This window comes from Mucilaginibacter gossypii, from assembly GCF_017569325.2.
GTDB lineage: Bacteria > Bacteroidota > Bacteroidia > Sphingobacteriales > Sphingobacteriaceae > Mucilaginibacter > Mucilaginibacter gossypii.
Map to the genome: position 1 here is coordinate 6,158,379 of NZ_CP071878.2, position 23,908 is coordinate 6,182,286.

Annotated in this window: 29 protein-coding genes; 25 read left to right on the forward strand and 4 right to left on the reverse strand. The window is 44.4% G+C overall.

The features are described 5' to 3' along the window. Positions 1-150: 150 nt before the first annotated feature. From J3L18_RS26275 to J3L18_RS26340, 14 genes are all read left to right on the forward strand, one after another. Entirely contained in the window at positions 151-543 is a 393-nt protein-coding gene (locus J3L18_RS26275) for a single-stranded DNA-binding protein (protein ID WP_129568255.1), read from the forward strand. A 57-nt stretch (positions 544-600) separates the two neighbouring features. Further along, positions 601-1,659, forward strand: a complete 1,059-nt coding sequence (locus J3L18_RS26280; RefSeq protein ID WP_129568256.1) for a DUF932 domain-containing protein — start codon at positions 601-603, stop codon at positions 1,657-1,659. Positions 1,660-1,712: 53 nt separating this feature from the next. After that, the gene (locus J3L18_RS26285) at positions 1,713-2,090 is read left to right on the forward strand and encodes a hypothetical protein (protein WP_129568257.1); all 378 of its coding nucleotides are present in this window, start codon (positions 1,713-1,715) and stop codon (positions 2,088-2,090) included. A gap of 11 nt (positions 2,091-2,101) precedes the next feature. Next, positions 2,102-2,569, forward strand: a complete 468-nt coding sequence (locus tag J3L18_RS26290; protein ID WP_129568258.1) for a DUF1281 family ferredoxin-like fold protein — start codon at positions 2,102-2,104, stop codon at positions 2,567-2,569. Beyond that, positions 2,566-3,243 (forward strand): DUF8835 domain-containing pootine, encoded by a 678-nt coding sequence (locus J3L18_RS26295; protein ID WP_129568259.1) that lies wholly within the window; start codon positions 2,566-2,568, stop codon positions 3,241-3,243. The genes J3L18_RS26290 and J3L18_RS26295 overlap by 4 nt, the downstream gene beginning before the upstream one ends. Positions 3,244-3,247: 4 nt before the next feature. After that, complete coding sequence (locus J3L18_RS26300; protein WP_112658700.1) at positions 3,248-3,841, forward strand: PRTRC system protein E; 594 nt, start codon at positions 3,248-3,250, stop codon at positions 3,839-3,841. Positions 3,842-3,852: 11 nt separating this feature from the next. After that, positions 3,853-4,071, forward strand: a complete 219-nt coding sequence (locus tag J3L18_RS26305; RefSeq protein WP_112658702.1) for a PRTRC system protein C — start codon at positions 3,853-3,855, stop codon at positions 4,069-4,071. Between the two features lie 5 nt (positions 4,072-4,076). Then, on the forward strand, positions 4,077-4,250 hold the full coding sequence (locus tag J3L18_RS26310; protein WP_166091205.1) for a hypothetical protein: 174 nt from the start codon (positions 4,077-4,079) through the stop codon (positions 4,248-4,250). Between the two features lie 50 nt (positions 4,251-4,300). Beyond that, complete coding sequence (locus J3L18_RS26315) at positions 4,301-5,227, forward strand: hypothetical protein (protein ID WP_129568260.1); 927 nt, start codon at positions 4,301-4,303, stop codon at positions 5,225-5,227. Further along, complete coding sequence (locus J3L18_RS26320; RefSeq protein WP_129568261.1) at positions 5,220-5,963, forward strand: PRTRC system protein B; 744 nt, start codon at positions 5,220-5,222, stop codon at positions 5,961-5,963. Before J3L18_RS26315 ends, J3L18_RS26320 begins: the two co-directional genes overlap by 8 nt. After that, positions 5,960-6,841, forward strand: coding sequence for a PRTRC system ThiF family protein (locus J3L18_RS26325; protein ID WP_129568262.1), 882 nt, complete (start codon positions 5,960-5,962; stop codon positions 6,839-6,841). Before J3L18_RS26320 ends, J3L18_RS26325 begins: the two co-directional genes overlap by 4 nt. Positions 6,842-6,858: 17 nt before the next feature. Further along, entirely contained in the window at positions 6,859-7,041 is a 183-nt protein-coding gene (locus J3L18_RS26330) for a hypothetical protein (RefSeq protein WP_129568263.1), read from the forward strand. A gap of 142 nt (positions 7,042-7,183) precedes the next feature. Continuing rightward, positions 7,184-8,320 carry a hypothetical protein gene (locus J3L18_RS26335; RefSeq protein WP_129568264.1) on the forward strand — a complete coding sequence of 379 codons (1,137 nt, stop codon included), beginning with the start codon at positions 7,184-7,186 and terminating at the stop codon, positions 8,318-8,320. A 221-nt stretch (positions 8,321-8,541) separates the two neighbouring features. Then, positions 8,542-8,952 (forward strand): hypothetical protein, encoded by a 411-nt coding sequence (locus J3L18_RS26340; RefSeq protein ID WP_129568265.1) that lies wholly within the window; start codon positions 8,542-8,544, stop codon positions 8,950-8,952. 123 nt (positions 8,953-9,075) lie between these two features. Here J3L18_RS26340 and J3L18_RS26345 read toward each other — a convergent pair whose 3' ends face one another. The 4 genes from J3L18_RS26345 to J3L18_RS26360 form a co-directional block, all read right to left on the reverse strand. Then, entirely contained in the window at positions 9,076-9,996 is a 921-nt protein-coding gene (locus tag J3L18_RS26345; protein WP_129568266.1) for a putative universal stress family protein, read from the reverse strand. A gap of 117 nt (positions 9,997-10,113) precedes the next feature. Then, positions 10,114-11,766 (reverse strand): alpha-glucan family phosphorylase, encoded by a 1,653-nt coding sequence (gene glgP / locus J3L18_RS26350; RefSeq protein WP_129568267.1) that lies wholly within the window; start codon positions 11,764-11,766, stop codon positions 10,114-10,116. Positions 11,767-11,796: 30 nt separating this feature from the next. Beyond that, complete coding sequence (locus J3L18_RS26355; protein WP_129568268.1) at positions 11,797-14,190, reverse strand: phosphoketolase family protein; 2,394 nt, start codon at positions 14,188-14,190, stop codon at positions 11,797-11,799. Positions 14,191-14,194: 4 nt separating this feature from the next. After that, a complete protein-coding gene (locus tag J3L18_RS26360; protein ID WP_129568269.1) occupies positions 14,195-15,391 on the reverse strand; it encodes an acetate/propionate family kinase in 1,197 nt (398 codons plus the stop codon). Between the two features lie 504 nt (positions 15,392-15,895). Between J3L18_RS26360 and J3L18_RS31145 the strand changes: the two genes are divergently transcribed. From J3L18_RS31145 to J3L18_RS26410, 11 genes are all read left to right on the forward strand, one after another. After that, positions 15,896-16,285: an HYC_CC_PP family protein gene (locus J3L18_RS31145; protein ID WP_438861465.1), complete on the forward strand. Its 390-nt coding sequence runs from the start codon at positions 15,896-15,898 to the stop codon at positions 16,283-16,285. 241 nt (positions 16,286-16,526) lie between these two features. Beyond that, positions 16,527-17,114 (forward strand): hypothetical protein, encoded by a 588-nt coding sequence (locus tag J3L18_RS26365; protein ID WP_129568270.1) that lies wholly within the window; start codon positions 16,527-16,529, stop codon positions 17,112-17,114. Positions 17,115-17,118: 4 nt separating this feature from the next. Next, entirely contained in the window at positions 17,119-17,712 is a 594-nt protein-coding gene (locus tag J3L18_RS26370; protein ID WP_129568271.1) for a helix-turn-helix domain-containing protein, read from the forward strand. Between the two features lie 77 nt (positions 17,713-17,789). Further along, positions 17,790-18,380: a hypothetical protein gene (locus J3L18_RS26375; protein WP_129568272.1), complete on the forward strand. Its 591-nt coding sequence runs from the start codon at positions 17,790-17,792 to the stop codon at positions 18,378-18,380. 90 nt (positions 18,381-18,470) lie between these two features. Beyond that, a complete protein-coding gene (locus tag J3L18_RS26380; RefSeq protein ID WP_112658732.1) occupies positions 18,471-18,887 on the forward strand; it encodes a c-type cytochrome in 417 nt (138 codons plus the stop codon). A gap of 10 nt (positions 18,888-18,897) precedes the next feature. Next, positions 18,898-20,052, forward strand: a complete 1,155-nt coding sequence (locus J3L18_RS26385) for a hypothetical protein (protein WP_112658734.1) — start codon at positions 18,898-18,900, stop codon at positions 20,050-20,052. A 26-nt stretch (positions 20,053-20,078) separates the two neighbouring features. Then, positions 20,079-20,345: a c-type cytochrome gene (locus tag J3L18_RS26390; RefSeq protein ID WP_112658736.1), complete on the forward strand. Its 267-nt coding sequence runs from the start codon at positions 20,079-20,081 to the stop codon at positions 20,343-20,345. A gap of 65 nt (positions 20,346-20,410) precedes the next feature. Beyond that, positions 20,411-20,689: a hypothetical protein gene (locus tag J3L18_RS26395; protein ID WP_112658738.1), complete on the forward strand. Its 279-nt coding sequence runs from the start codon at positions 20,411-20,413 to the stop codon at positions 20,687-20,689. Positions 20,690-20,718: 29 nt separating this feature from the next. Beyond that, positions 20,719-21,648, forward strand: a complete 930-nt coding sequence (locus J3L18_RS26400; protein ID WP_129568273.1) for a 4Fe-4S dicluster domain-containing protein — start codon at positions 20,719-20,721, stop codon at positions 21,646-21,648. A gap of 16 nt (positions 21,649-21,664) precedes the next feature. Beyond that, positions 21,665-22,993 (forward strand): NrfD/PsrC family molybdoenzyme membrane anchor subunit, encoded by a 1,329-nt coding sequence (gene nrfD / locus J3L18_RS26405; protein ID WP_223266107.1) that lies wholly within the window; start codon positions 21,665-21,667, stop codon positions 22,991-22,993. Next, positions 22,968-23,846, forward strand: coding sequence for a hypothetical protein (locus J3L18_RS26410; RefSeq protein WP_129568274.1), 879 nt, complete (start codon positions 22,968-22,970; stop codon positions 23,844-23,846). The genes nrfD and J3L18_RS26410 overlap by 26 nt, the downstream gene beginning before the upstream one ends. Positions 23,847-23,908: the final 62 nt, after the last annotated feature.

The window sequence follows — 23,908 nt, forward strand, 5'->3', positions numbered from 1 at the left end:
CCCCTCCAATTATTCCATTTCCTTTTGCCCGCTGCCGGGCTTTACGATTTGCTTTCTTTTTTCCCTTTTTCTTTTAAAAATAATCAATCAGGGCAAGGCGGCGAAAGGAAAAGCAAACAAATAATTATTCATTAAAAACATTTAAAAATTATGCTATTCACAGGAAGATTAACCGCAAACGCAGCAGTAAATGCGGTCAAAGGGGACAAACAGGTCATCAATTTTACCGTAGCCATTAACCAAAGATGGAAAAACAAAGCGGGTGAAAAAAAGGAAAAAACCGCATTCGTTGACTGCGCCTACTGGCGCAATTCGGGCGTAGCCGAATACCTCACCAAGGGCGCAGTAGTGGAAATTTCGGGCTGGATGGAAGCACAGGGCTACCAAAGCAAAAAGGACGGCATCAAGGCAAGGCTGATTTGCACCTGCGACACCATCAAGCTTTTTTCATTGGTGGCCAAAGCCGAGCCAAAAGCCGAAAAAAAGGAAACCGCACCTTATACCACGGGCGCAGGGGCAGACGAGGACGATTTGCCATTCTAAGACCATCCACACCACTTAAAAATCTATTTCAGAAACGAACATTAAAAATTAAACATCATGGCACATAATATCAATTTCAACGAGCAAACAGGACAGCATAGTTTTTTCAGCGTAAAGCAAAAGGCATGGCACGGGTTAGGGCAAATCGTACAGGATTACCCCACCAGTAAGGAAGCATTGCAATTTGCAGGGCTTGATTACGAGGTTATCAAATCTCCCTTGTTTACCCAAAGCAGGGGAATGACCGTAGGCAACGGGGGCGAATTAATTTCAGGGATGGACATTGCCGTTCCTAACTACTATGCCACCATGCGCACCGATAACAATGCCGTATTGGGGGTAGTTGGCAGGGATTACAGCATTGTACAAAACCGGGACGCATTCAGCTTTTTTGATGCCATTGTTGGCGGGGACGGGATGCAATACGAAACCGCAGGGGCATTAGGCAACGGTGAACGCATTTTTATTACCGCCAAACTCCCCGGCTATATCAAAGTCGGTAGCGATGATTATATTGAAAAATATCTTTTCCTCACCACTTCGCACGATGGTTCGGGCAGTATCACCGCAGCTTTTACCCCCGTTAGAATTGTCTGCCAAAATACCCTCGGCGCTGCACTCCGTAACAGCTCCAATACGATTAAGATACGGCACACCGCCAATGCAGAGGACAGGCTGAAAGAAGCCCACAAGGTTATGGGCATATCCAACAAAATGGCCGATGAACTGGACGGCATCTTTAACCAATGGACAAAGGTGCGCATCACCGATAAGGACGTCATGAAGCTGATACAGCAGGCAATGGCACCGAGCAAGGAAGTACTAAAAAGCCTGAAAACAGGGGAGGAACTTTCAACCGTTCTTAAAAACATCTGCGATAACGCCTTTATGTACGCAATGGCAAGCCCCACCCAACAGACCGAAACGACCAAAGGGACTTTGTTCGGGGCATTCAACGCCATCACAGGCTACTTCCAAAATGTCAAGGAATACAAGGACGATGAAGCCAAAGTAAAATCCATCATAGGCGGTACAGGACAACTGCGCACACAGGCTGCATTCGACCTATGCCTCGGCTATGCCAAAAACGGGGCAGAAGCATTAACCCTCAATTAGTAATCAGGAGGGGGAGCAATCCCCCTCATTTTAAAACCATAAAAAACAACGTCATGCAAGCATTACATAAATTCAATAATGTAGAAAAAGCGAAGCTTTTACATGCGCTTTTTATCCATCAAATTCCCGGCTTTTTAACCTATGTACAGGAACTGTCAGCCTTTATGAAAGACCATCCCGACGAGGTACGCAAGGTTTGGAAAAACCAGTTGTTCGGGGTAGACTTTTGGTTTCAGCTATCCGAACAGGCAGACCGTAAAATCAAACAATACGGTAAGCAACTGGAGAAAAGCAGCAACCTGTTTGCCGACCAGCTTTTTGACGGCTATAGTGCCTTGTACCTGCATCACTGCCTGACCACCTACACCGAAAAGGGCAAGCATACCGACCCGAAATTCAGAACAGCAGTTGACCTTTTCTTTAACCCTTAACCATTCAAACTATGGCAAATATGTGCAGAAATATGGCGGTGTTCACAGGTGAACAAAGCCAGTTACAAAAAATAGCGATGCTGTTTACCCACATGGCAATCAAGGAAAAACAGGAAGAAAAAGGACAGCTACCCGACTTTGTCACACCTGATAAGGATTGGTTCTTTAACATCGAGTGGGACGGCGATACCCTGTTTTATGATACCCGGTGGTCACCAAATTTTAGTGCGATGCAACAGGTAGCAGACCACTATCAGGTCGGTTTCATACTGGACTATACAGAAACGGGCAACCTGATTTATGGTCAGGCAAGCTACGAACAGGGCGAACTAAACGACATCTTTTTGAAGCCGTCAGACTTTGACCTTTACGAGTTTGACGAGGAAACGGATACCTACACTTTTGAAAATAACACCTACGAAAACAACGAGGAAATACTGGAAATCCTTTTGGAAAGGAAGAAAGGGGAACGGTTATGAAAACGATAACGCTCAAACTATACAGCTTTAACGAACTGGACAAGGAAGCCAAAGGGAAAGCACTAACCACCTACAGGGATTTGAACATCAACTTTGATTGGTGGGACGATGAATTTGAGGATTTTATAGCACTGTGTTCCTATATGGGCATAGCCGTTATTAAAGATAAAATCACATTCAGGGGTTTCTATTCGCAGGGGGACGGTAGTGGTTTCTCTGCAATGGTAGACATACCCAAACTGCTAATGGCAGTAGCTAACCAATCGTGGAAAGACTATGCCCCGATGCAGGAATTTCCGTTCAGCGTTCCACAGATTGACCGCAGGGTGATAGCACTGGTTGCGGATGGTATACTGCCAAGCGAACCGCAAATCATCAGCAGGTCAAGACAATACGGGATAGTCACGGATTTAGGCATTTCGGAAGTTATCAAAGACGGCAAAACACATGATAACATCTTTGAGGAACTGGACAAACTCGAAGAATGGCTGAGAGCGATTGCCGAAAGCCTGAACCGCTACCTGTACAAATCCCTCGAAAATCAATACGAATTTCTGACCAGTGATACTGCCATAAAGGAAAGCATTTTAACGAATGAGTACCTGTTTACCGCAGACGGAAGGTCGGCAAACCACTTAATTGAACTCAATAAAAAACGGACATCTAAAAATTAAAATCATGACAACGAACTTTTTTCAAAACATAAACGCAATGAACGTTCCCGGCAACTGGAAGTTGACGGTACATACAGATGAACAGGGGCAATTTACCGTATCCGCATTATTTACCGCCCTGCACAATGCGGACAATGCCACCAAAGCTATTCCGCCCATGCTTTTTAAGGGGACGGCAACCGAACTGGACGAGGGCTTTTTTGAAGCCATTACCCAACCTGTGCAACAAACAGCAGGGTTATACCACAATCTCAATGCCTACCATAAGGAACTGGAAAAAGCACGGGTAGCCTCCAAAATGGAACAGGACAAGAAAAACAAGAACAACTCCAAACCGAAACCCGCTACTGGTGAAACAGATGAAAATATCGAGTTAAGGGAACCACAACCCAATAAGGAGGAAAAAAGAAAGGCTTATGTCCAGACCATGATTAAGATTAATGAACTGAATGCCGCCTGTAAATATGAGGAAGCAATCGCCATTCTGCCATCAGCCACCGACTATCCTGAAAAGGAAGCCGAACTCAAAACCAAATTAGCCGACCTGACCCGCAAACGGGATCAGATGGCACAGGCATTATCATTATTTAACGCTTAAACGAAGAAGCTATGTTAGCGACAACCACATTAGAAAGAGTTTTCCTGCATAAGGAAAACGGCATAGAAATCATATTGACAGACCCCGGAGAGGGCTTCGCGCCCGAAGCGGTCATGACCTTTTATTCGGCAACCTATCCCGTTTTGACCAACGCCAAAATAGTTGGCCCCGAAATCAAAAACGACCAGATACAGTACCGCTTTGAAAGTACAATGGGCACAAAAGGATAACAGCCATGAAACAACAAATCAAACGGAAAGTACCCATCAATAAAGAAAACGACCAATGGAAACTGCATCAGCTATTCAGAAATTTCACCCAAAAACTCGACCAGCTGCCGGACGCCGGAGAGGTACAGCGCAACCGGGGGCGGAGCGCACCGCAGGGCATCGTACCAATGGTTTTCTAAAGACCCGTTTTCTGCCTTTTTGGGCAATTCAGTCGAGGAATTACAGGCAAGTGGAAGCGGAATTTTTCCGCTCCCTTGCTAACCTGTGTGCCGTTTATGAAATCCCCGAGCCGGATGTTTCAGCCATTGATTTTCCGCAGAATGTCACCATTGCTTATATGCAGGTTAAGGAAACTTTAAAGCTAAAGGATAAAACAGCGGACTGTATCATTATCAAAGATGAGAGCCACAGCGCAACATTAGCCGTACTGAAAAGATTTGATACGGGCATGTGCCTGTATTATATCCCGGTGAGGCCATTGTGGAACTTGGTACAGACCGCACAGCAACAGCCTTTGGCAGAAATGCTCCTGTCGGTTTATGCCTACCTGTATCAAATCGTTAAAGTGTCCTACTATACCGAAAATGACAGCTACCTGTTCGGTGAGTACGATATGTTACAGCAATGGATAGACGAGGCAGACGACGAGGACGAGGAAGAACAGCAATACCGGGATGAACAAACCGAGGTCATGGACACGCTAAATCATGCGGGTAACCGCTTGGTGACGCTTATCAGGGATAATAATTACCTCCTCAAATGGGAAGCAAATATAAAAGCATACAGGCAGACCGAAGATTGGGATTTGGAAACGGAATGTTTGGCTGACCAGTTCCTGACCCTGTTTAAGGAATACCCCGACCGCACCCTTTTTGACAATATCCACGATGAGTTGATAGAACCCGAAGAAACCGACCGCATCAGGATGGAGCAATATGTCAGCTTTTATTGGAGCAGCAACGACTGTTTTTACGATATGCTTTTCGATACGGTCAATAACGAGTTTGGGGAGTGCGGGATAATGGACGAACCAACCTCAGTACAGCTTTTTGACACACCGCAAACGGGTATAATCAACGATTTAGATTTTGAAAAAAGGCTCTTTGAACTAATAGACAAACTATGTGGAATACTAAATAAATACGACCATGACTAACGTAACGAACGATTTTAACGATAAATACATACCCTACAAAGCCTTATTGATATATAACTGCGAAAGGGAAAATGATAATAATATCAATACCGATGAAGCCAATTCGGTATATGTGGAAAGCTATGATATTGGCTTATTGGGCAACCCGATAAACGCCCACCCCTTATCCTTAAAGGAAAGCATCGCTTTAGCGGAATTGCTGCAAAGCAGTGCCGAAATGCAGAACGGCTTTTTGAAATCAAAGGGCTTGTTACCGGGAAACCTCCTGTATGTCAATCCTGACAGTAACGGCTATGCAGTATGGTATACCCCACCGCAGAAAAGGGATTTATTCTTTGTGGAAAATTTGGGCATACCCTGTGGTAAGGGCTATGTCCCGGCAATGGTATGGAAGGCTACAAGGGACAAACTCCGTGTTTTTGCGCTGAAAGGCAAAACAAAGCCAACAGGTAAAACGGAACTATACCATGCACCCTATTTTAACACCTATCAGGATGGCGGTGTGTGTATGGGAAATGTGAACATCAACATCGACCGCACCACCCACTTGGAGAATTTCATGATACAATGGGAGCAGTATTTCTTTGGCAGTTATTTCAGCCACATGCTTGGCGGTATTGACCGTACAAGACAAAACATCGTTCATCTCTGGAAAAATCAAACCACCACAGAAAGCAGGTTTCCTGATGACACGCTGTTTACCTGTGGCTTAAACCTTAATCAGTTAATCCGATGAAAAAGATAAAAATAAGACAAGCCCTGACAGCCGTTCACGTAGTAGAAAAGGAATGGCTAAATCCCTATAACCCCATTGTGGTTAACCTGATCGGCGCAGGTGGTACGGGAAGCCAGGTACTGACCGCTTTGGGCAGAATGAACCATGCCCTGATTGAACTGAACCACCCCGGTTTATTTGTCCGCCTGTTTGATGATGACAAGGTGGAACGTGCCAATCTCGGCAGACAATTGTTCGCCACTGCTGAACTGAAACAGTATAAAGCCGTTGCCCTGATCAACCGGGTAAACCTATTTTTTGGTACGAACTGGAAAGCGGTAACCGCGCGTTACGACAAGGCAAGTTTAAAACAACAGCCCGAACTCGCGCAAGCAGGGCTGACCATTTCCTGTGTGGATACCGTACAGGCAAGGCTTGAAATAGCCGACATCCTGAAAACCTTGCATAAACATTCCGGGCATAGCCGTAACAAGCCTTTGTATTGTATGGATTTTGGTAACAGCCGTTTTACAGGACAGGTGATTCTTTCCACCATTGGTAAAGTGCCACAGCCTGAAATGAAAAAGTACCAAACCGTTGATACCCTGCCGATGGTCACCGATGAATTTAGGGAACTGCTTTTGGCCTCGGAAAGTGCCGATAAAACCCCAAGCTGTTCCTTAGCGGAAGCCCTCACCAAACAGGATTTATTTATCAATTCTGCATTGGCCAATGCTGGCGCATCCCTGTTATGGCAACTGTTCCGGGAGGGCATGTTGGTCAACCGTGGCTTTTTCTTGAACCTGAAAGATTTCAGGATGCAGCCTATTAAGGTTACACAGCCCGTTGCTGTAATCGTTCCGCTGAAACCAAAAAAGAAAAATAAGAAAGTAGCTTAATTTATATTGAAAAAGGTATGAAAATTATTGATTTAGAGGGAAAGGAAATAGCGGTGACGGATTTGTCACTGGCTATTTTGCAGGCGGACGATTACCGCCATTACCGGCACATCAACACTGAATTTGCGGAATTTGACGAAAAACAACGGCGGTATTGGGAGGACATCTATCAAAAATTGTTAAAGCTGAAAAACGAATAAAATTCGCGCCGTCCGGCCACTTGCTGCTTTCATCCGCAACAGGCCGGACGGCGTGTTGGGTCGCCAGACTTTCAAAAAATCAATCCTGCCCCCGGCTATGCTTGCTTTTCTGAAACACTGGCCTATTTCTAAAATCAAGCATATGGTAAAGATCAAAGAGGGCTACGTGATGAACGCCCGTGAAAAGATGGAGTTTGACAGGGTAAATGCCCTGCCACGTAAAAAGGACGGCCGTGTGGATTATTATTATAAACCTCAAACAAAATACCCTCCGCGAATCTATGTGTATATGCACGCTGAAATATGGTGCGACCGCAACCGCCGTCCGATGGGGCTGTTTCACGCCATCCCTTTTCTGACCCGGCCAATGAACCAGGAGGAAATTGAATACCACCATTTTGACATCCGGCTTTGTTACCACCAGTACGAAGACTGGAATAAACTGATCTACGCCGAGGAACAGGAAGCTGATGAACTGGATAAGGAAAATCCCGGCAGCGGAGCGGTATTCCTGGATAAATTAAAAAGCTTCCGGGAACGCTGCCCAATTGGTAAAGTTGTCACGTATATCCCGGCTGTCAGGGAGGAAGTACCTGAAAGTGAGGAACGGGTTTACATGCGGGAACTGATCTCCAACGGTCAACAATATACTGTCGGGCAAATCGGGGAACTGCTAAAGCAAGAACAGCAGGGAGAAAAAAGGCCAACTATCCTTATTCTTTTGCGGGAACTTTATAAAAACAAGGCCACAGGAAAAACTGAGCGGCTGGCTATTACCGCCGAGCAAATCGAACGAAAGGCGTTCATTTCACAGGAGCGCACCCGTAGAAATACTGTCAGGCGGGTCTATAAAAAAAATCCCCTGTTTGCATTGGAAGAAATTCGTACCAAATATCCTGATTATTCCGAGGGCATGTTACCATGCGACCTCATGACCGGGAAAATTAAAGTAAAAAAGACAAAATGTAAACCTGTTTTAGACCTGCGCCGATGCCAGCTGAAAAAGCTAACCCATAAACTCCTGGCGGGAAATTTGAATGCCCGTGATTACCAAAATACTTGCTGCCGGATCGTAATGCTCCAAAATGCCCATAACCTCCGTTTGCCGATTCCCTTAACCGTAACGCTGAACAGGCAAACATTGGTTTACGCCTTTAATTGGCGTACAAGGGAAACCGTGGTAAAGTCTTTTGTTGAACTTGCCAACACCCGGGGGATGACACACGAGGAATTGGGAAGACGTTATAAAGATATCCTAAGCTCCAATTATAGCTATTAAAGATTTTTCGTCCGGCGGCCCCGGCAAAGCCGGGGCCGTTTCCCCGCAGGTTTATTTTTCTGACAGAATTCTTTTAAACCTGCGGGGCTGTGTCTATGAAAAAAATCGTCCTGCTATTTAATAAGCGATAGAAAGACCGTTATTTTCAGAATAGGTGTTACCTTCATATTAAAATGCTGTAAGTTAGGTAATAAGGGCAAAGAAATACCAAATATTGTAAAATGGGCTTCATCAAAACTATCGGCAAAGACGGAAAGCCGTACTATTTCCGGTACGAACTGGAGAACCAGCCCTGCCGGGGAATAGCAAAAGTCTGTTTTAAAACCAGGTTCATTAACCAGAAGGACAACAACTGGTTCGATTTTAAAGTCGCTCCTTTTGAAGAGCGCTATATAAAAGTGACCGATATGTTTGACACGCCAGACTCTTCCACTCAGCAGTTGCTATTTCAGGGCAAAGGCCTGCCTGAAGCGTTAATCCTCGAAGCACAGCGGGTCTATCCCGACAAAATCATTATTTCAGACTCCGGTGAAGCGCTTTGGCCCGCAGGCCGTGCGGTCTGGCAGCGATTAGTTGACCGCAAACTGGCGAAGTATGAAGCAGGCTTAGACAGATTTATTTTGAACAGGTAGCAAACAAAACCAACGTTAACGGCAAAGCATTTTTTGATCGCAGGAATAACAAGTGTACGGGTGGCTATTGGTGCTGAAAGCTTTGGTTTGATCAGCAATATCACACGCTGAATCGACGGTCTGTTAAAATGGAAAAACAAGCAATGGAACCGTAATATGCCCGGGAAGGATATTGGTGATGTACCTGCCTACTATTTCTTCAAAATGGAAATGACGGTTAACCAGTACCAACAGATCGTTTTGCATACCGTTGACGATGACGTCAACAGCAATTAACAAATCCTTTTCCCTTATATTATTAAAAAAAAGTTGATCATAATTAACCTTTTTGCAGACTTCTTCAGCAAATACTTCCCGGGCATATGCTTCGGCCATTTCAGTCAATCCAGGTGCAGTTACATGTCCGATGGATAAATTTGCATTCCATGGTTTTGCCAGTGCCGCCAAATACCGTACGATTTGTATGCGGCAATACCTTAAATCAGCGATGTAGGTCAATCGTTCAATGTTTTTCAATGGCCAGGTTTCCGGAACAAGTAATAAGGGACAAAGAACCCTGTTCAATACAGAATGGACATTAAAAGTTCTATTTATTTCAGGTTCAGTTATGGTGTTGGCCATACCTTTAATGATCATCCATACCTGACGCTTAATCACCAGTTCGATCACTTCACTTTCGCTTGTAAACGAAACATCAACTTCTTCTACCCGCGGCTTAAAATTAGTCGTGCCGTCATTAAGTGTTTTTAAGCGATAGCGCACACCTGAAGCAGGATAATCAACGCAATTACAGGCGTCGGGGCAGGGCTTGAATAATTCACCTTTCACTACCTTATCTGAAACTGGATAAGGAAAGCAGTCGCAGTTATCCGTACAGGAGTCAAAAAACGCGTCTGCCGGTACTTTACAAAAGTCTTTCTCATTTATTTCGATGGTATTCAACAATAAAATGTCAGCCTGCATCTTTTGCGCTATTATTAACGCAAATTCTGCGGCATGCCGGGCTTCGGAAGAATTATCGTTGATGATCAAAATGGTGCTCATGACCTTTGGCTATAGCAATTCTATTTTAAGCCTAAAGTTTAAAAACAAAATGCGTTTAAAATATGATGGCGGTCACCAGGAGAAATGTTTGTTGTCAATTCTTAATGAAAAGAACTTTTAAGCCATATACATCTTTTCATAGTACTCATCGGCTAACCTGCCTGCTTCGAATTCGGGTACTATATCGTTAGCTGCGGTTTTAATCATGGCGATCCAATTTTCCTGCTTAGTATAATACATCGGTAACAAGATGTTTTCAAGTGTATCCAGCAGATTTTTGTTTTCCTGGATATCTCGTTCATCCGTCGAAGGCCTGTCCGGTGCTGGTTGTATCATAAAACAATTTTCCCTGTCCTTCGCAAATTCAGGTACCCAGCCGTCAGGCAACGACAGGTTAATGCTCCCGTTCATTGCCGCCGCCATCCCACTTGTTCCCGACGCTTCGTGGTACATCCTTGGATTATTCAGCCAGACATCTGAACCCTTTTTGAGCAATGCAGATAATCCAAGTTCGTAGCCGGTGAGGACGGCACAGTTAGCGAATGGTTTTGTTTGGTTAATGATCTGGTTAAATAACGCTATGGATCCGTCATCTTCAGGGTACGGCTTTCCCGCCCAGATCAGCTGAACAGGATGGTTTTTATTATTCATTAATTTCAGGAACCTGTCCCAGTCTGCCATGATCAGCCCGGCTCGCTTGTAATCAGCAAACCGCCTGGCCCAAACAACGGTCAATATATTTTCATCGAATAATTTTCCGCACTGGTCAGCCACTACCTTAAATAAGTCGGATTTCATTTCTTTTTTTCTGTCGGCGATCGATTGATCATTGCCCGACATAATCGCAGTATTAAATTGAATATCTGCCCAATAGGATTTATTTTGCGCGTTGGTGATGGCTATAATTTCACATATTCCGGGATTGTCGCCCCACATGCGCCGGGCTACTTCCCCGTGAAGTTTAGAAACACCGTTAGCCTTTCGTGCAAACTTTAGCGCCGCCAGTGTATAGTTAAAATAGTCGCCATTCATACCCAATATGAATTTCGCCTCATGATCCTGCAATTGGTAAAAGAATGACATCTCTTTTAGTAAACTATACGAGTGGGCCTCATTGCCTGCCATCTCTGGGGTATGCGTAGTGAAGACCACCCGTTTTCTTACTTCTTCCAGGCTTTTATATTTCGCGTACAAATAAAAATTCAATGATACGGAATGCCCTTCATTCATGTGGTAAACATCAGGTGTTATACCTAAAATATCCAGCAGCATGGCCCCGCCAATACCTAAAACTATGGTTTGCGCAATGCGGGTTGCTTCGTTTTGGTCGTAAAGACAATGGGTAATTGAGCGGGAAAGCTCATCATTTTCTGCGATATCGGTACTTAATAAAAATAACGGGGCCGAATTAAATGTTCCCGGTTTAAGCAGGTAAGCCTTTACATGTACCGGTGAATCATGGACGGAAACCGTAAAAACAATGCCGGTATCCTGTAAAAACGAATACTCCTTTTCTATGAACTCAGGTTTCATCAGGCCATTATTGTCCCTCACCTGGTCATAATAGCCATATTTCCATAATATACCGATGCCCAGCAGGTTTTGTTTTAACTCATAAGCACTGCGCAGGTGCGATCCGGCCAAAAAACCAAGTCCGCCGCTATATATTTTCAACGCCTGGTCGATGGCAAATTCCATGGAGAAATAGGCGACGCTGGCAGTATATTTTTCATCCGGCGCAAAGCCAAAAATATCCCCTCTGGTTATCATTTATCGTAACGCTTTTATTTTTAATATTTATTAACTTTCTGTCCTATCGGTCCATTTCCAATCCAATATTTCCGGCATGTCCTTACCATTCGCCCTGATATATTGTTTGTGTTCAATTAGCTTATCCATCAATTGTTGTTTTAAATGAACGCCCTTGCTGCCGGTTTGGGGCAGCCGGTCGATCACATCCATTACCAAATGAAACCGGTCCATTTCATTTAAAACGGTCATATCGAACGAAGTCGTTATGGTTCCTTCTTCTTTATAACCTCTGACATGGATATTGGCATTGTTTGCCCGGTTGTAGGTTAGCCGGTGTACCAGCCAGGGATACCCATGAAAGGCAAATATGACGGGCTTGCTGGTGGTAAACAGCTCATCGAAATCTTTATCGCATAAACCGTGGGCATGTTCCGTATTCTTTTCGAGTTTGAAAAGGTCAACCACGTTAATCACCCTGATCTTCAATTCGGGTAAATGTTCGCGCAAAATGGTCACGGCTGCCAATGTCTCCAGGGTCGGCACATCACCGCTGCAGGCCATCACCACATCGGGCTCACAATCCTGGTCATCACTGGCCCAGTCCCATATACCGATCCCACGGGTGCAATGTTCAATCGCCTCATCAATGGTCAGCCATTGCGGCGCAGGATGCTTGCCGGCAACAATGACGTTTACATAATGACAGCTTCGCAGGCAATGATCGGTAACCGATAACAAACAGTTGGCATCAGGCGGCAGGTAAACCCGCACGATGTCCGCCTTTTTATTAACAACATGATCGATAAAGCCGGGGTCCTGGTGCGTAAATCCATTATGGTCCTGCCGCCATACCGTTGATGTCAATAAAATATTTAACGAAGCTATATTTCTTCGCCAAGGGATTTCACGCGTTGTTTTTAACCATTTGGCGTGTTGGTTAAACATGGAGTCAATGATATGTATAAACGCCTCGTAACAGTTAAACAGTCCGTGCCTGCCGGTTAACAAATAACCTTCCAGCCACCCTTCACATTGATGCTCGCTTAACATTTCCATTACACCGCCCGATGAAGATAAAAATTCGTCATGTTCATCAACCGGTCCGAGCCATTGCCGGTTAGTCGCTTCAAACACAATATCCAGGCGGTTTGAAACAGTTTCGTCAGGGCCGAAAATCCTAAAATTTCGTTTGTCACGATTTTCTCTGATCACATCCCGGAGGAAGCGCCCGGAAACATAGGTGTCTCCTTCGCCGCCGGTTCCGCGAACGGGAATGGGTACGGCATATTTCTTAAAATCAGGCATACGCAGCTCATGTAACAGTAGCCCTCCATTTGCATGGGGGTTTGCGCCCATTCGCCTGTGTCCTTTTGGTGCCAGTTCTGCCAGTTCCGGATTCAAGCGCCCGTTTTCGTCAAAAAGCTCTTCCGGCTTGTAGCTTTTCATCCAGCTTTCCAGCAATTGCAAATGTTCAGGCGGGGCAGCGGCGGAAACCGCCAGCGGTATTTGGTGAGCCCTGAAATTCCCTTCTATTTTATACCCGTCCACCTCTTTGGGCCCCGTCCATCCTTTTGGCGACCTTAGAATGATCATTGGCCAGCGCGGGCGCGTTAGCTTCTCCTGGCCAACAGCATCCTGTTTAATTTGCCGGATCTGCTCAATTGCTTTGTCCAATGCTGCCGCCATTGCCCAGTGCATAGCCTCCGGCTCATCGCCTTCGACAAAATAGGGCGTCCAGCCATAGCCAATGAACAGCTGTTCCAGCTCTTCGTGACTTATCCGCGCTAAAACGGTAGGGTTAGATATTTTATACCCGTTTAAATGCAGGATCGGCAATACGGTGCCATCTGTAATCGGGTTTAAGAATTTATTGGAATGCCAGGCGGTAGCCAGCGGGCCGGTTTCGGCCTCGCCGTCACCGACCACGCAGGCCACGATTAGATCGGGATTGTCAAGGACAGCGCCAAAAGAATGACTTAAGGAATAGCCCAGCTCGCCCCCCTCGTGTATAGAGCCTGGTGTCTGCGGTGAAGCATGGCTGGAAATTCCACCGGGGTAGGAAAATTGCGTAAAAAGCCTTTTCAGGCCATCGGTATCCTGTGAAATAGCCGGATAAACTTCACTATAGGTACCTTCCAGGTAAGTGCCCGCAACTACCGCCGGTCCGCCGTGCCCCGGCCCGGAGACGTAGATCATATCCAGGTCATACCGGTTGATTACCCTGTTTAAATGGGTATAAATAAAGTTTTGCCCGGGCGTTGTACCCCAATGCCCCAGCAGCATATTTTTTACATGCGCCAATTTCAACGGCTCTTTAAGCAAAGGGTTATCGCGTAAATAAAGTTGCCCGACTGATAAATAATTGGCTGCGCGCCAGTAGGCATTCATTTTTTGAAGCAGTTCGGGCGACAATGGTTCCGGTTTAATCAATTCAGTTTTCATATTTTTAATTTTTAACGGCTCGATCTAATACCCCGGCAACGAGATTTGCGATCATTAATTCTTCATTTGTTTTTATGACGCGGACGGATACCCGGCTCGTCTGTTTAGAAATCAGTGGGGTGTTCTCCAGATTTTTTTCTTTGTCTATATCAATACCTATAAAATCGAGGTCCCTGCAAATCCGGTCGCGGATAACGGACGAGTTTTCGCCAATACCCCCGGTGAATACCAATATGTCCAGCCCGCCCATTGCAGCAGCGAGCATGCCTATAAACTTTTTGGCCGAATAACAAAAAGTGGTGAGGGCTTCTTTTGCCCGGATGTCGTCAGCCTCCATGTCAAGCAATTCCTGCACATCGCTCACACCCGCGATGGCCTTTAAACCGGAATGTTTGCTCAGCAAATCGTCCAGCTCGGCTGGGCTTAATTGATATTGATTTAAGAGGTATAATAATACACCGGGATCCAGGTCGCCTGACCTGGTACCCATGACCAGGCCCCCCATCGGGCTCATGCCCATTGTCGTGTCAAAGCTTGATCCGTTTATTACTGCCGCCATACTGGCCCCGTTCCCCAAATGGGCGATAATGATTTTTTGCGCGGCAAGCGCTTCATATTCATCAGCCAGTTTCTGCATGATGTACTGGTAGGATATACCGTGAAAACCATATTTCATTAAGCCTTTATCTTTATACTCAGCTGGCAGCGGGTAATTTTGAACGTAAGAAGGCATATCACGGTGAAAAGAGGTATCAAAACAGGCGATCTGCGCGGTATGAGGATAAGCTGATTGAAATGCCCTGATGACTTTGATCTCATCCGGAAGGTGATTTGGGGCGAGGTAAATATACCGGTGTAAGGTTTGCAATAACTCATCGATTATTTTTTCCGGCTGGCGGTGTTCCGGGCCGCCTTGTACGATCCGGTGTCCTATGGCAACCAGCGGATAACGGTGCTGCCTGTTTTTCAGCCAGTCAATGATCACATTGGCTGCGGCGTCCATATCTTTAAAATGCGCAACCCGGTTTTCCAGAATATTAAAAGCACTATCCTTTATTTCAAGCCGGCTATTATCAGCCCCAATGGTGCTGACAGTGCCTGAAAATTCAATTTGGATAGGTGCAGAACGATACAGGCAGAACTTCAGGCTTGAAGAACCGCAGTTTACCGCTAAAATATAGGTATCCGGTGTATCGGTCATTTAATTGCTGTTAGCAGCTATAACGAATAGCTGTGTTCAAGATTGAATCCATAAATCAAATATCAGTGCAGGGATGCCGATGAAAAATGACGGGTATCATTATACTTTCTGATGGAGGACAATAGAACCTTTAAATTTACAAGAACGGGGTCATCCATCGTGAGGTTCAGAAACACTCCATCTGCGATCATAAAAAATGATCACAATCACATTTCCAAATGTCCGCGATCAATTTAATTGCCAGGATATGACCATAGATTTGAACAGGATTTCAATTTATATCAAAAATGAATACTGTTCAAAGATATTTGAGGCCGGCAAAAAAACGGGAAAAGGGAGTAGATCATCTTTTTAAAAGTAAACTCCAAAACTGTATTGATCAGATCACGTACAGGGAAGAAGACTGGGCCGCTCTCGAACAAATGCTTGGCAAGTTAAAAATTTGATAATGCGATTCTGAATAAGTAATCTGATAAGTAAAATGTTATTAATTTAATCTCAAAGGTGAAACGCGCAACGCTCATATTATTAACAGCCATTTATCTGTTACCCAACCTTGGGTTAACGGTTAATAGCTATTATTGTTGCGGCGTATTATTGTCGACTTCCCTTTCCCCGGGGCCTAAACATCATGACGGTTGCAAAATGGCGTCCGACGGATGCTGTAAAACCAAGAAGCAATATCTCAAGATTAAGGATCGGCATTGGGGCGAGCCCGGGTTTAATTTGAATGTAAAGTTATTTCCAGCTTTAGACATACTCAGCCCTTATGTTACCACTCACTCGTGGTTAAATAACCGCGGGCACCAGGTTGTTTCTTATAACAACTACCGGCGGCCCCCTGACCGGCTTAAAACATCCGTTTATATTTTCAATTGCACTTACCTGATTTGAGTGATCCTTTGTCTAACCGCCACTTCGGCTGCATGGTTAGCGTTTCCTTTTGATCTTTCTGAATGCCACGTTAGTACCAGGTCTTTTCGACTTAAATTATTTATCGATCCTTTAACGCAAGGGGTCCGTAAATGAAGATAGTCCTATTTGCCGGCAATGGCGATTCATTTGATTAATCGGGGATATAGTTGCTTTATTTCTAAAGTTCTATCAATAATCACGAAAATTAAAATAAGTAAAAATGAAAAAGCTATTTAGCTTATTGATAATGGCCGGAGGTCTTCTCGCCATATCCCAGCCTTCCTTTGCCCAAAAAGACAGCAGCGGCATTTATAAAACACCTGCCGACTTCCAGCAGCAAAAATTATCCTATGCTATCAATTACAAAACAGGCAAGCATAAAATAAAGGACGAAATGTTCTTTCATGAGAGCAAAATAAAAGTCATCCATGAAGGCGTGACCTATACATTAGACAAGAACAGTACCTATGGCTATAAAAGCACCAAGGGAGAGGTCTTCAGATTTGCCAACAACACGGAGTACAAAGTGCTGAATCCCGGTGAGCCGCTGATGTTATATGAACTCCCCAAAATTAACAATGCAAGCAAAGGGCAGTTTCGTACTTATCCGGTTTATTTTTTCAGCTCCGGCGCAGCGTCAGCACCACAGGCTTTAACAAAGGAAAACCTGAAGGCAGCATTCCCGGACAACCATAAATTTCATGATGCGCTGGATGAGAACTTCAAAACAGATGGAGAGCTGGCGGCTTATGATGGCTTTCACAAAGTATATAAACTGAACCGGGTTTTTAACAACAGTTTAAAATAAAAAGATGAACGCGACTTATTTGCATATCAAAAATATGTGCTGCCAAAGATGTATTGAAATAGTACGGAAGCTAACAAAGGGCATTAAATACCCCGTGATTTCAATTAAACTGGGTGAACTGGTTCTTAAGGGCAAAGTGAGTGCTGAAGACAAAAATAACTTTGAAAAAAAACTGAACGAAAAGGAATTTTATCTTTCTGAAACGCATCAGGAAAAAATTGTTGGCCATCTTAAAGCGCTGCTTCTCCGGTATAGGGACGAGCTGATGGATAATGAAAAGCCAATCAAGTTATCAGAGTTTGTAGTCCGTGATATGCAAATGAGTTTCTCTCATTTAAGCAGGGTTTTTTCAAAATCGCAAGGTTTAACACTCGAAAGGTACTTACTGTTACTGCGTTTAGAGAAGGCAAAGGAGTTGCTGATTCAAAAGCAATTATCCATTACCCAGGTTGGCTATAAATTGGGCTATAACAGCCCGCAATCTTTTATAACACAGTTCAGGAGAGAGATCGGTAAAACACCGCATGAGTACCAGCTAAACCCCTCACCGCCAAGGAATAACCTGGATAACCTGACAAATCAATATATCAAACAATAAGAGCATCCGGGCGAACAACGGCGGGATTAAAGTACGCTAAGTTTGTTGCCAGGTGATCATAAATAAAAAAAATTAAAATGAAAAAATTAAAATGTTTTTTGATACTGGCCGGAGGTTTCCTTGCCATATCGCAGAGTTCATTTGCCCAAAAAGACAGCAGCGGAATTTACAGGACCGCCGCCGACTTTCAGCAAAAAAAATTGTCCTATGCTATAAATTACAAAACAGAAAAGCATAAGATCAACGACGACTTTTTATTTAGCGCAAGTAAAATAAAAGTCGTACATGAGGGCAAGGCTTACTTCATGGACAAGAACAGTACCTACGGTTATAAAAGCACGACCGGTGAGGTTTTCAGATTTGTTGACAATAAGGAATACAAGGTGCTTAATCCCGAGGGACAATCCTTATTGCTCTACGCTTTTTCAAAGATCTCCACCGCAAGCAAAGGAAACGTCAGGCACTATTCGGTTTACTTCTTCAGCACCAATGCATCTTCTGTCCCGCAGCCTTTAACAAAGAGTAACCTGAAGGCAGCATTTCCCGACAATCATAAATTCCATGATACACTGGATGAAAACTTCAAAACGGATGACGAACTGGCTGCCTATGATGGTTTTCACAAAATGTATAAGGTAATCAGGGTTTTTGAAAGTAGTTTAAAATAGCAAAATAAAGGCAACTCATTCGCCTGTCGGCAGTGTGCTGTTGGAAGTTGTTTTATGCAAATCATTTTTTAACAAATAAAATTTATAATCATGAAAAAGTTACTTCAAAATATAGCTTCAAAAAAATCTCTACTGTTAATTCTTGTAGGCCCGCTTTTGGTTGCAACCAGTGCCTTTTATCAGCAAACGCTTTGGAAAGCCCCGGCAACTGCCGATGCCAAAAAAAGCCCGCTCAAGGCGGATGATGCGACCATAACCGCCGGCAAAGCCGTATATGCCCAGCATTGTCAGTCCTGTCATGGAAAAAAAGGAAAGGGTGACGGAAAATCTGCCGCGACCTTAAATACAGAGCCAGGTGATTTTACAACTGCTGCAACACAGGGGCAAAGTGACGGCGCTCTGTTCTGGAAAGTAGAAGAGGGAAGAAAAGACATGCCAAGTTTCAAAAAGAAACTAACCGAAGAGCAGGCATGGCAGGTTGTTGCCTATTTAAGAACATTAAAATAATTACAGCGCTATGAAAAGGAAACTAATAATATCGCTGGCGGGCTTGCTAATAGCCTGGTGTTCGGTACAGGCGCAAGTTACGCCTGAATATGTTGACAGTGTCGTCAGGAAAACTGTTGAATCGCAAGTTTCAAGTAACAGTAAATTCGCTCTTGTAGGGTATACCGGCATTTCTGTCGCGATTAGGAAGGACCAGTCTTCTTTTACCAACCTGGTGTTTGATCCTATTTTACTCTGGCAACCGCATCCGAAAATCCTGGTAGAAGCCGAGCTGGAGACTGAATTGGAAGGAGCCGAGACAAGTATTGAATTGGGCTACGCAAATGCATCCTATATCGTAAATAAATACCTCAGCATCCGTGCGGGAAAATTTCTTGCGCCCTGGGGCATATTTCAAGACCGGCTGCATCCCGGTTGGATCAATAAGCTGCCTACCCTTCCCGTTGGTACAGGAGAAGATCCGTATGGCATAGGCCCGATGAGCGAAATCGGCATTGATCTGCGGGGGGGAATTCCCCTTGGATCTGCGTCAATGAACTATAGTATTTACTTGTCCAATAATGCGCAGTTAGTGACCGATCCGGCGGATCCAACTTTGCAGGGCACACTGATGTATGGTAATATTGATGCCAGCAACAACAACAAGACTATCGGCGGGCGTGTCGGCTTTTTGCCCTTCGCGAATTCATCCCTGGAGATCGGCGGGTCATTCAGAACCGGTAAGGTGGGGGAAAGGACCACGCAATACCAAAATGTTGGTGCGCAACAATACGCCCTGGACCTCTCCTATAACAACCAGATGGATTTTATCGGTGGGACGTTCGATGTAAAAGGCCAGTGGAACTTCGAAAATATTGATAAAGCGGCCTATGCAAATCCGACCGACACGGCTGCCACCTATACTTTCGACAATAAACGTAACTCCATGTTTGCGCAAGCCGCTTACCGGCCAACGATGTCCTCCAGTAAGTTTCTAAAGAAAACGGAATTTGTTTTCCGGTATGCAGGCTTAAATCCGGCAAACAACCCTTTCGGGCCAGCTAAGATACAACAGTACACTTATGGAATTGATTACTGGTTTAACTGGCGCACGGTAGTAAAAGCTGCCTGGCAATCGCAAAAAGACAACAACACATTTTTTGTACAGGTAGCAGTGGGCTTTTAATTAATTGTAGTTAAAAATTAAACATCATGAAAAGGAATATAATCATCGTAGCAGCTATTGCATTAATGTCAATAGTGCTGATAGTTGAAAGCTGCGTCACTTCTAAAAAAGTAGCAGGTAAAGACGGAAGTCAGCTATGGAGTGAAAATTGCCAGCGGTGTCATAACGCCCCTCCTATTTCCGCTTTTACGAGTTCTGAATGGGGTATAGTTAATTTACACATGCGTCAGCGGGCGGTACTCACTGACGATCAGTATAAAAAGATACTTGCGTTTATGCAACAGAAGGACTAATGTAAATGCGGACTTAGCAAAATGAAGTCGGTAAGGTATCTGATTAAATACTAACAAAAAAAGTCATGAACAATAACGAAGAAATAGCCAGGGCAAAAACGACATCGAGAAGAAAATTTCTGTGGTTGTTTAGCATTTTATCTGTGTTTACAGCCGCTGCGTCATCCGGCCGTTTGCGTTTCCCGGGTAAGAAACTTTCCGGTCCCGGGAAACCGGACGACAAAAAAAGAACGGTTAAAATGCTTACACAGGATGGCAGGCTGGTCGAGGTCGATGAGTCGCTGCTGACGGCAAACAGGAAAAAAGTGACCAATACCGAGCTCCAGCAATGGATCAAAAAATAGGTGTCAAATACATTTTCAAATTAAACGAGATGGAACCAGAAAATAATTCAAGAAGGGGTTTCCTGTTAACAGGTTTGGCCGTAGCCGGGCTTGTAGCAGGCTGCACGCAAAAAAAAGACCCATTTGAAGCAGGTGCGGAGGAACAGGCCATGGCTTCAGGCAAGACAGTAAAACTACTTTCTGTAGACGGAGAAGTGATCGAGGTAGATGAGGCATTCCTTAAACCAGTCCCGCACATGCCGCCGGTATCCAACACTGAAGCAAGAGTCGGTATTCCGGGCAAAAAATTTGTCATGGTTATTGACCTTTCCAGGTGCAAAAATTTAAAAATATGCCAGGCCGCATGTGACCATGCCCATGAATTGAGTCCGGGACAGAACTGGATAAAAGTACGTCCGATGCAGGATGCAGAACATACTGCCCCATACTGGCAGCCAACGCTCTGTATGCATTGCGATGAACCGCCATGCGTTAAAGTTTGCCCCGTGGACGCCACATTTAAAAGGCAGGATGGAATCGTTTTAATTGACCACGACCGCTGCATCGGCTGCCGTTTCTGTATGGCCGCCTGCCCATACTCGACAAGGGTATTCAACTGGGGTGAGCCGGAAATCTCCACCGAAATTGCAAGCGAGCCTTACACGCCCGAATCCCCCTTTCCTCAGAAAAAAGGAACGGTAGGCAAATGTGATTTTTGTGCTGACATGACGCGAAGGGGAGAATTACCGCATTGCGTTACAGCTTGTCCGAACAACGTTTACTTGTTCGGCGATATGAATGAAGATTCGGTGTCCAACGGTTCCGAAACGTTCAGGTTCAGCGACCTGATCAGGGATAGAGGGGGGTACAGGCTGATGGAAGACCTGGGAACCAAACCAAGTGTATACTACCTTCCGCCGGTGAACAGGAACTTCCCATTTGAATCAGGGCTTGAAAACGATAAGTTACAAAATAGTTAACCTAAAATAATCAATCGTGGAAAATTCAATTTCAATAGCAGACGACGAAAAAATAATTCAGGATCTGTTGCCGGGGAAGTTTAATACCACCGGCAAAGTCTGGGTTGGCATTTTAACAGCCATTTCTTTGGTGGGTGTTTATGCCTATTATCGTCAACTGCGATATGGCTTGATAGTTACCAATATGAGGGACTATGTTTCATGGGGTATCTATATATCAAACTTTGTGTTTTTTGTGGCCATAAGTTTAGTCGGCTCCTTAATAACAGCCGTATTCCGGTTAGCTGGCGTGAAATGGGGTACCCCGCTCACACGGATCGCGGAGATGATCGCCGTGGCCGCTATCATTTTTGCCTCAATCATTATCATTGTGGATATGGGTAGCCCCGAGCGGTTCTATAATTTATTTATACATCCGCGCATCCAATCCCCCATCATGTGGGATGTGATTGTAATTACTACTTATTTTTTTATAAGTATCCTGCTTTTATATTATCCGCTGCTGCCTGATATTAAGATACTGCTTCGCTTTAAGGAAAAATCAGGGCCAGCCCTATATAAATTCTACAGCTTTCTCGGTTCCTTCTGGAAAGGCAGTCACAAACAATATTTATTGAGCAAAAAAGCCATTAATGTGCTTTGTATTACGATCATACCGGTGGCATTTACTATTCACACCGTGACCTCCTGGTTATTTGCCACAACTTACCGCCCGGGTTGGGACAGCACCAACTTTGGTGCATATTTTATAGCCGGAGCGTTTTTAGTCGGAGCCGGAGGTGTTGTCGTTGCCATGTACATTTTCAGGAAATGCAACAGTCTGGAGAAATACATTACACTGGATCATTTTGATAAAATGGGTCGGGTATTGGTTCTTTTGGCCCTCCTATACCTTTATTTTAATGTCAATGAGTTTTTAACACCCTTCTTTAAAATGAAGGAATCCGAGGCTGGTTATTTAAAAGATCTATTGTCAGGATCGTTTGCACCCATGTTTTGGTTCGCGGTGTTGACGGGAATTATCCTGCCAATCATTGTTTTATTATTCAAAAAGGGCCGGAGACCGCTACCGATGTTTATTGTAGGTATAATGGTGGTGGTTGGCGCATGGTTTAAGCGTTACCTGATTGTGACGCCAACTTTATTGCATCCCTTCCTGCCAATGCATGATGTTCCAAAAGCGTATCATTATTATTTCCCAAGCTGGGAAGAATGGGCAATCAGCATGGGTTCATTAGCGGGGGCTATGCTGATCATAACCCTGCTTAGCCGGATATTTCCAATTATTCCAATTCAAGAAACTTTAACTGAACACCATCATGAAACTGCTGCACAAAATATTTAGAGGATCGTTATTGGTTATTTTCCTGCTTTCAGGATACTATGGCTTTTCGCAGGCTACTGATAAGGGCACATTAAGCATCGCCATTAATTACTTTGTCAACAACAACCAGGCACAATACCTTTTGGTAAAGGTAAAAACCAAGGTGAACAGGAAGTTTCGGAATGTAGCAGGCATCGGGCTGAAATTATTCCTAGATAAAGATTCCATCGGCACCATGATTGGAAAAGTGGTTACCAATGAAGATGGAGAAGCAAGCGCAATGATACCATCCGCGTTACAGAAAGAATGGCGCACTTCGGTCAAACACACTTTCCTGGCATCTTTTGAAGGGAATACGAAATATGAAGCTGCAAAAGCCGACCTCAGCATTACAAAAGCAAAAATTTTAATTGATGCCGGCAGCGATAAGACGGTTACGGCAAGCGTGTTTGAAATGAAAGATACGACTTGGACGCCGGTGAAAGGTGTTGACATAGTGTTAGCTGTAAAGCGCCGGTTTGGGGACCTGCCCATAGATGAAAAGCCAACTTTTACAACTGATTCAACCGGCAAAGCTTCCGGCGATTTTAAACGGGATAGCATCCCCGGCGATGTAAAGGGGAATATTACCCTGGTTGCCAAAATAGTAGATAACGATCAGTATGGAAATTTATCAATAGAAAAAAAAGTTCCCTGGGGGGCCAAATTTATATACGCCAGCACCTTTAACAAAAGAACACTATTTGCCACAAATGACAAAGCCCCTCTTTGGCTGATACTGATCGCTACATCGATAGTTGCCGTTGTTTGGGGCATTTTAATCATGCTGGGTTTTAACTTGATCCGGATCAGGAAACTGGGCAGGGAAGCCTGATAGCTTTCTGTACCTGAAAATTGTGATTTAAATAACATTTAAATATATAAAATATATAAGTT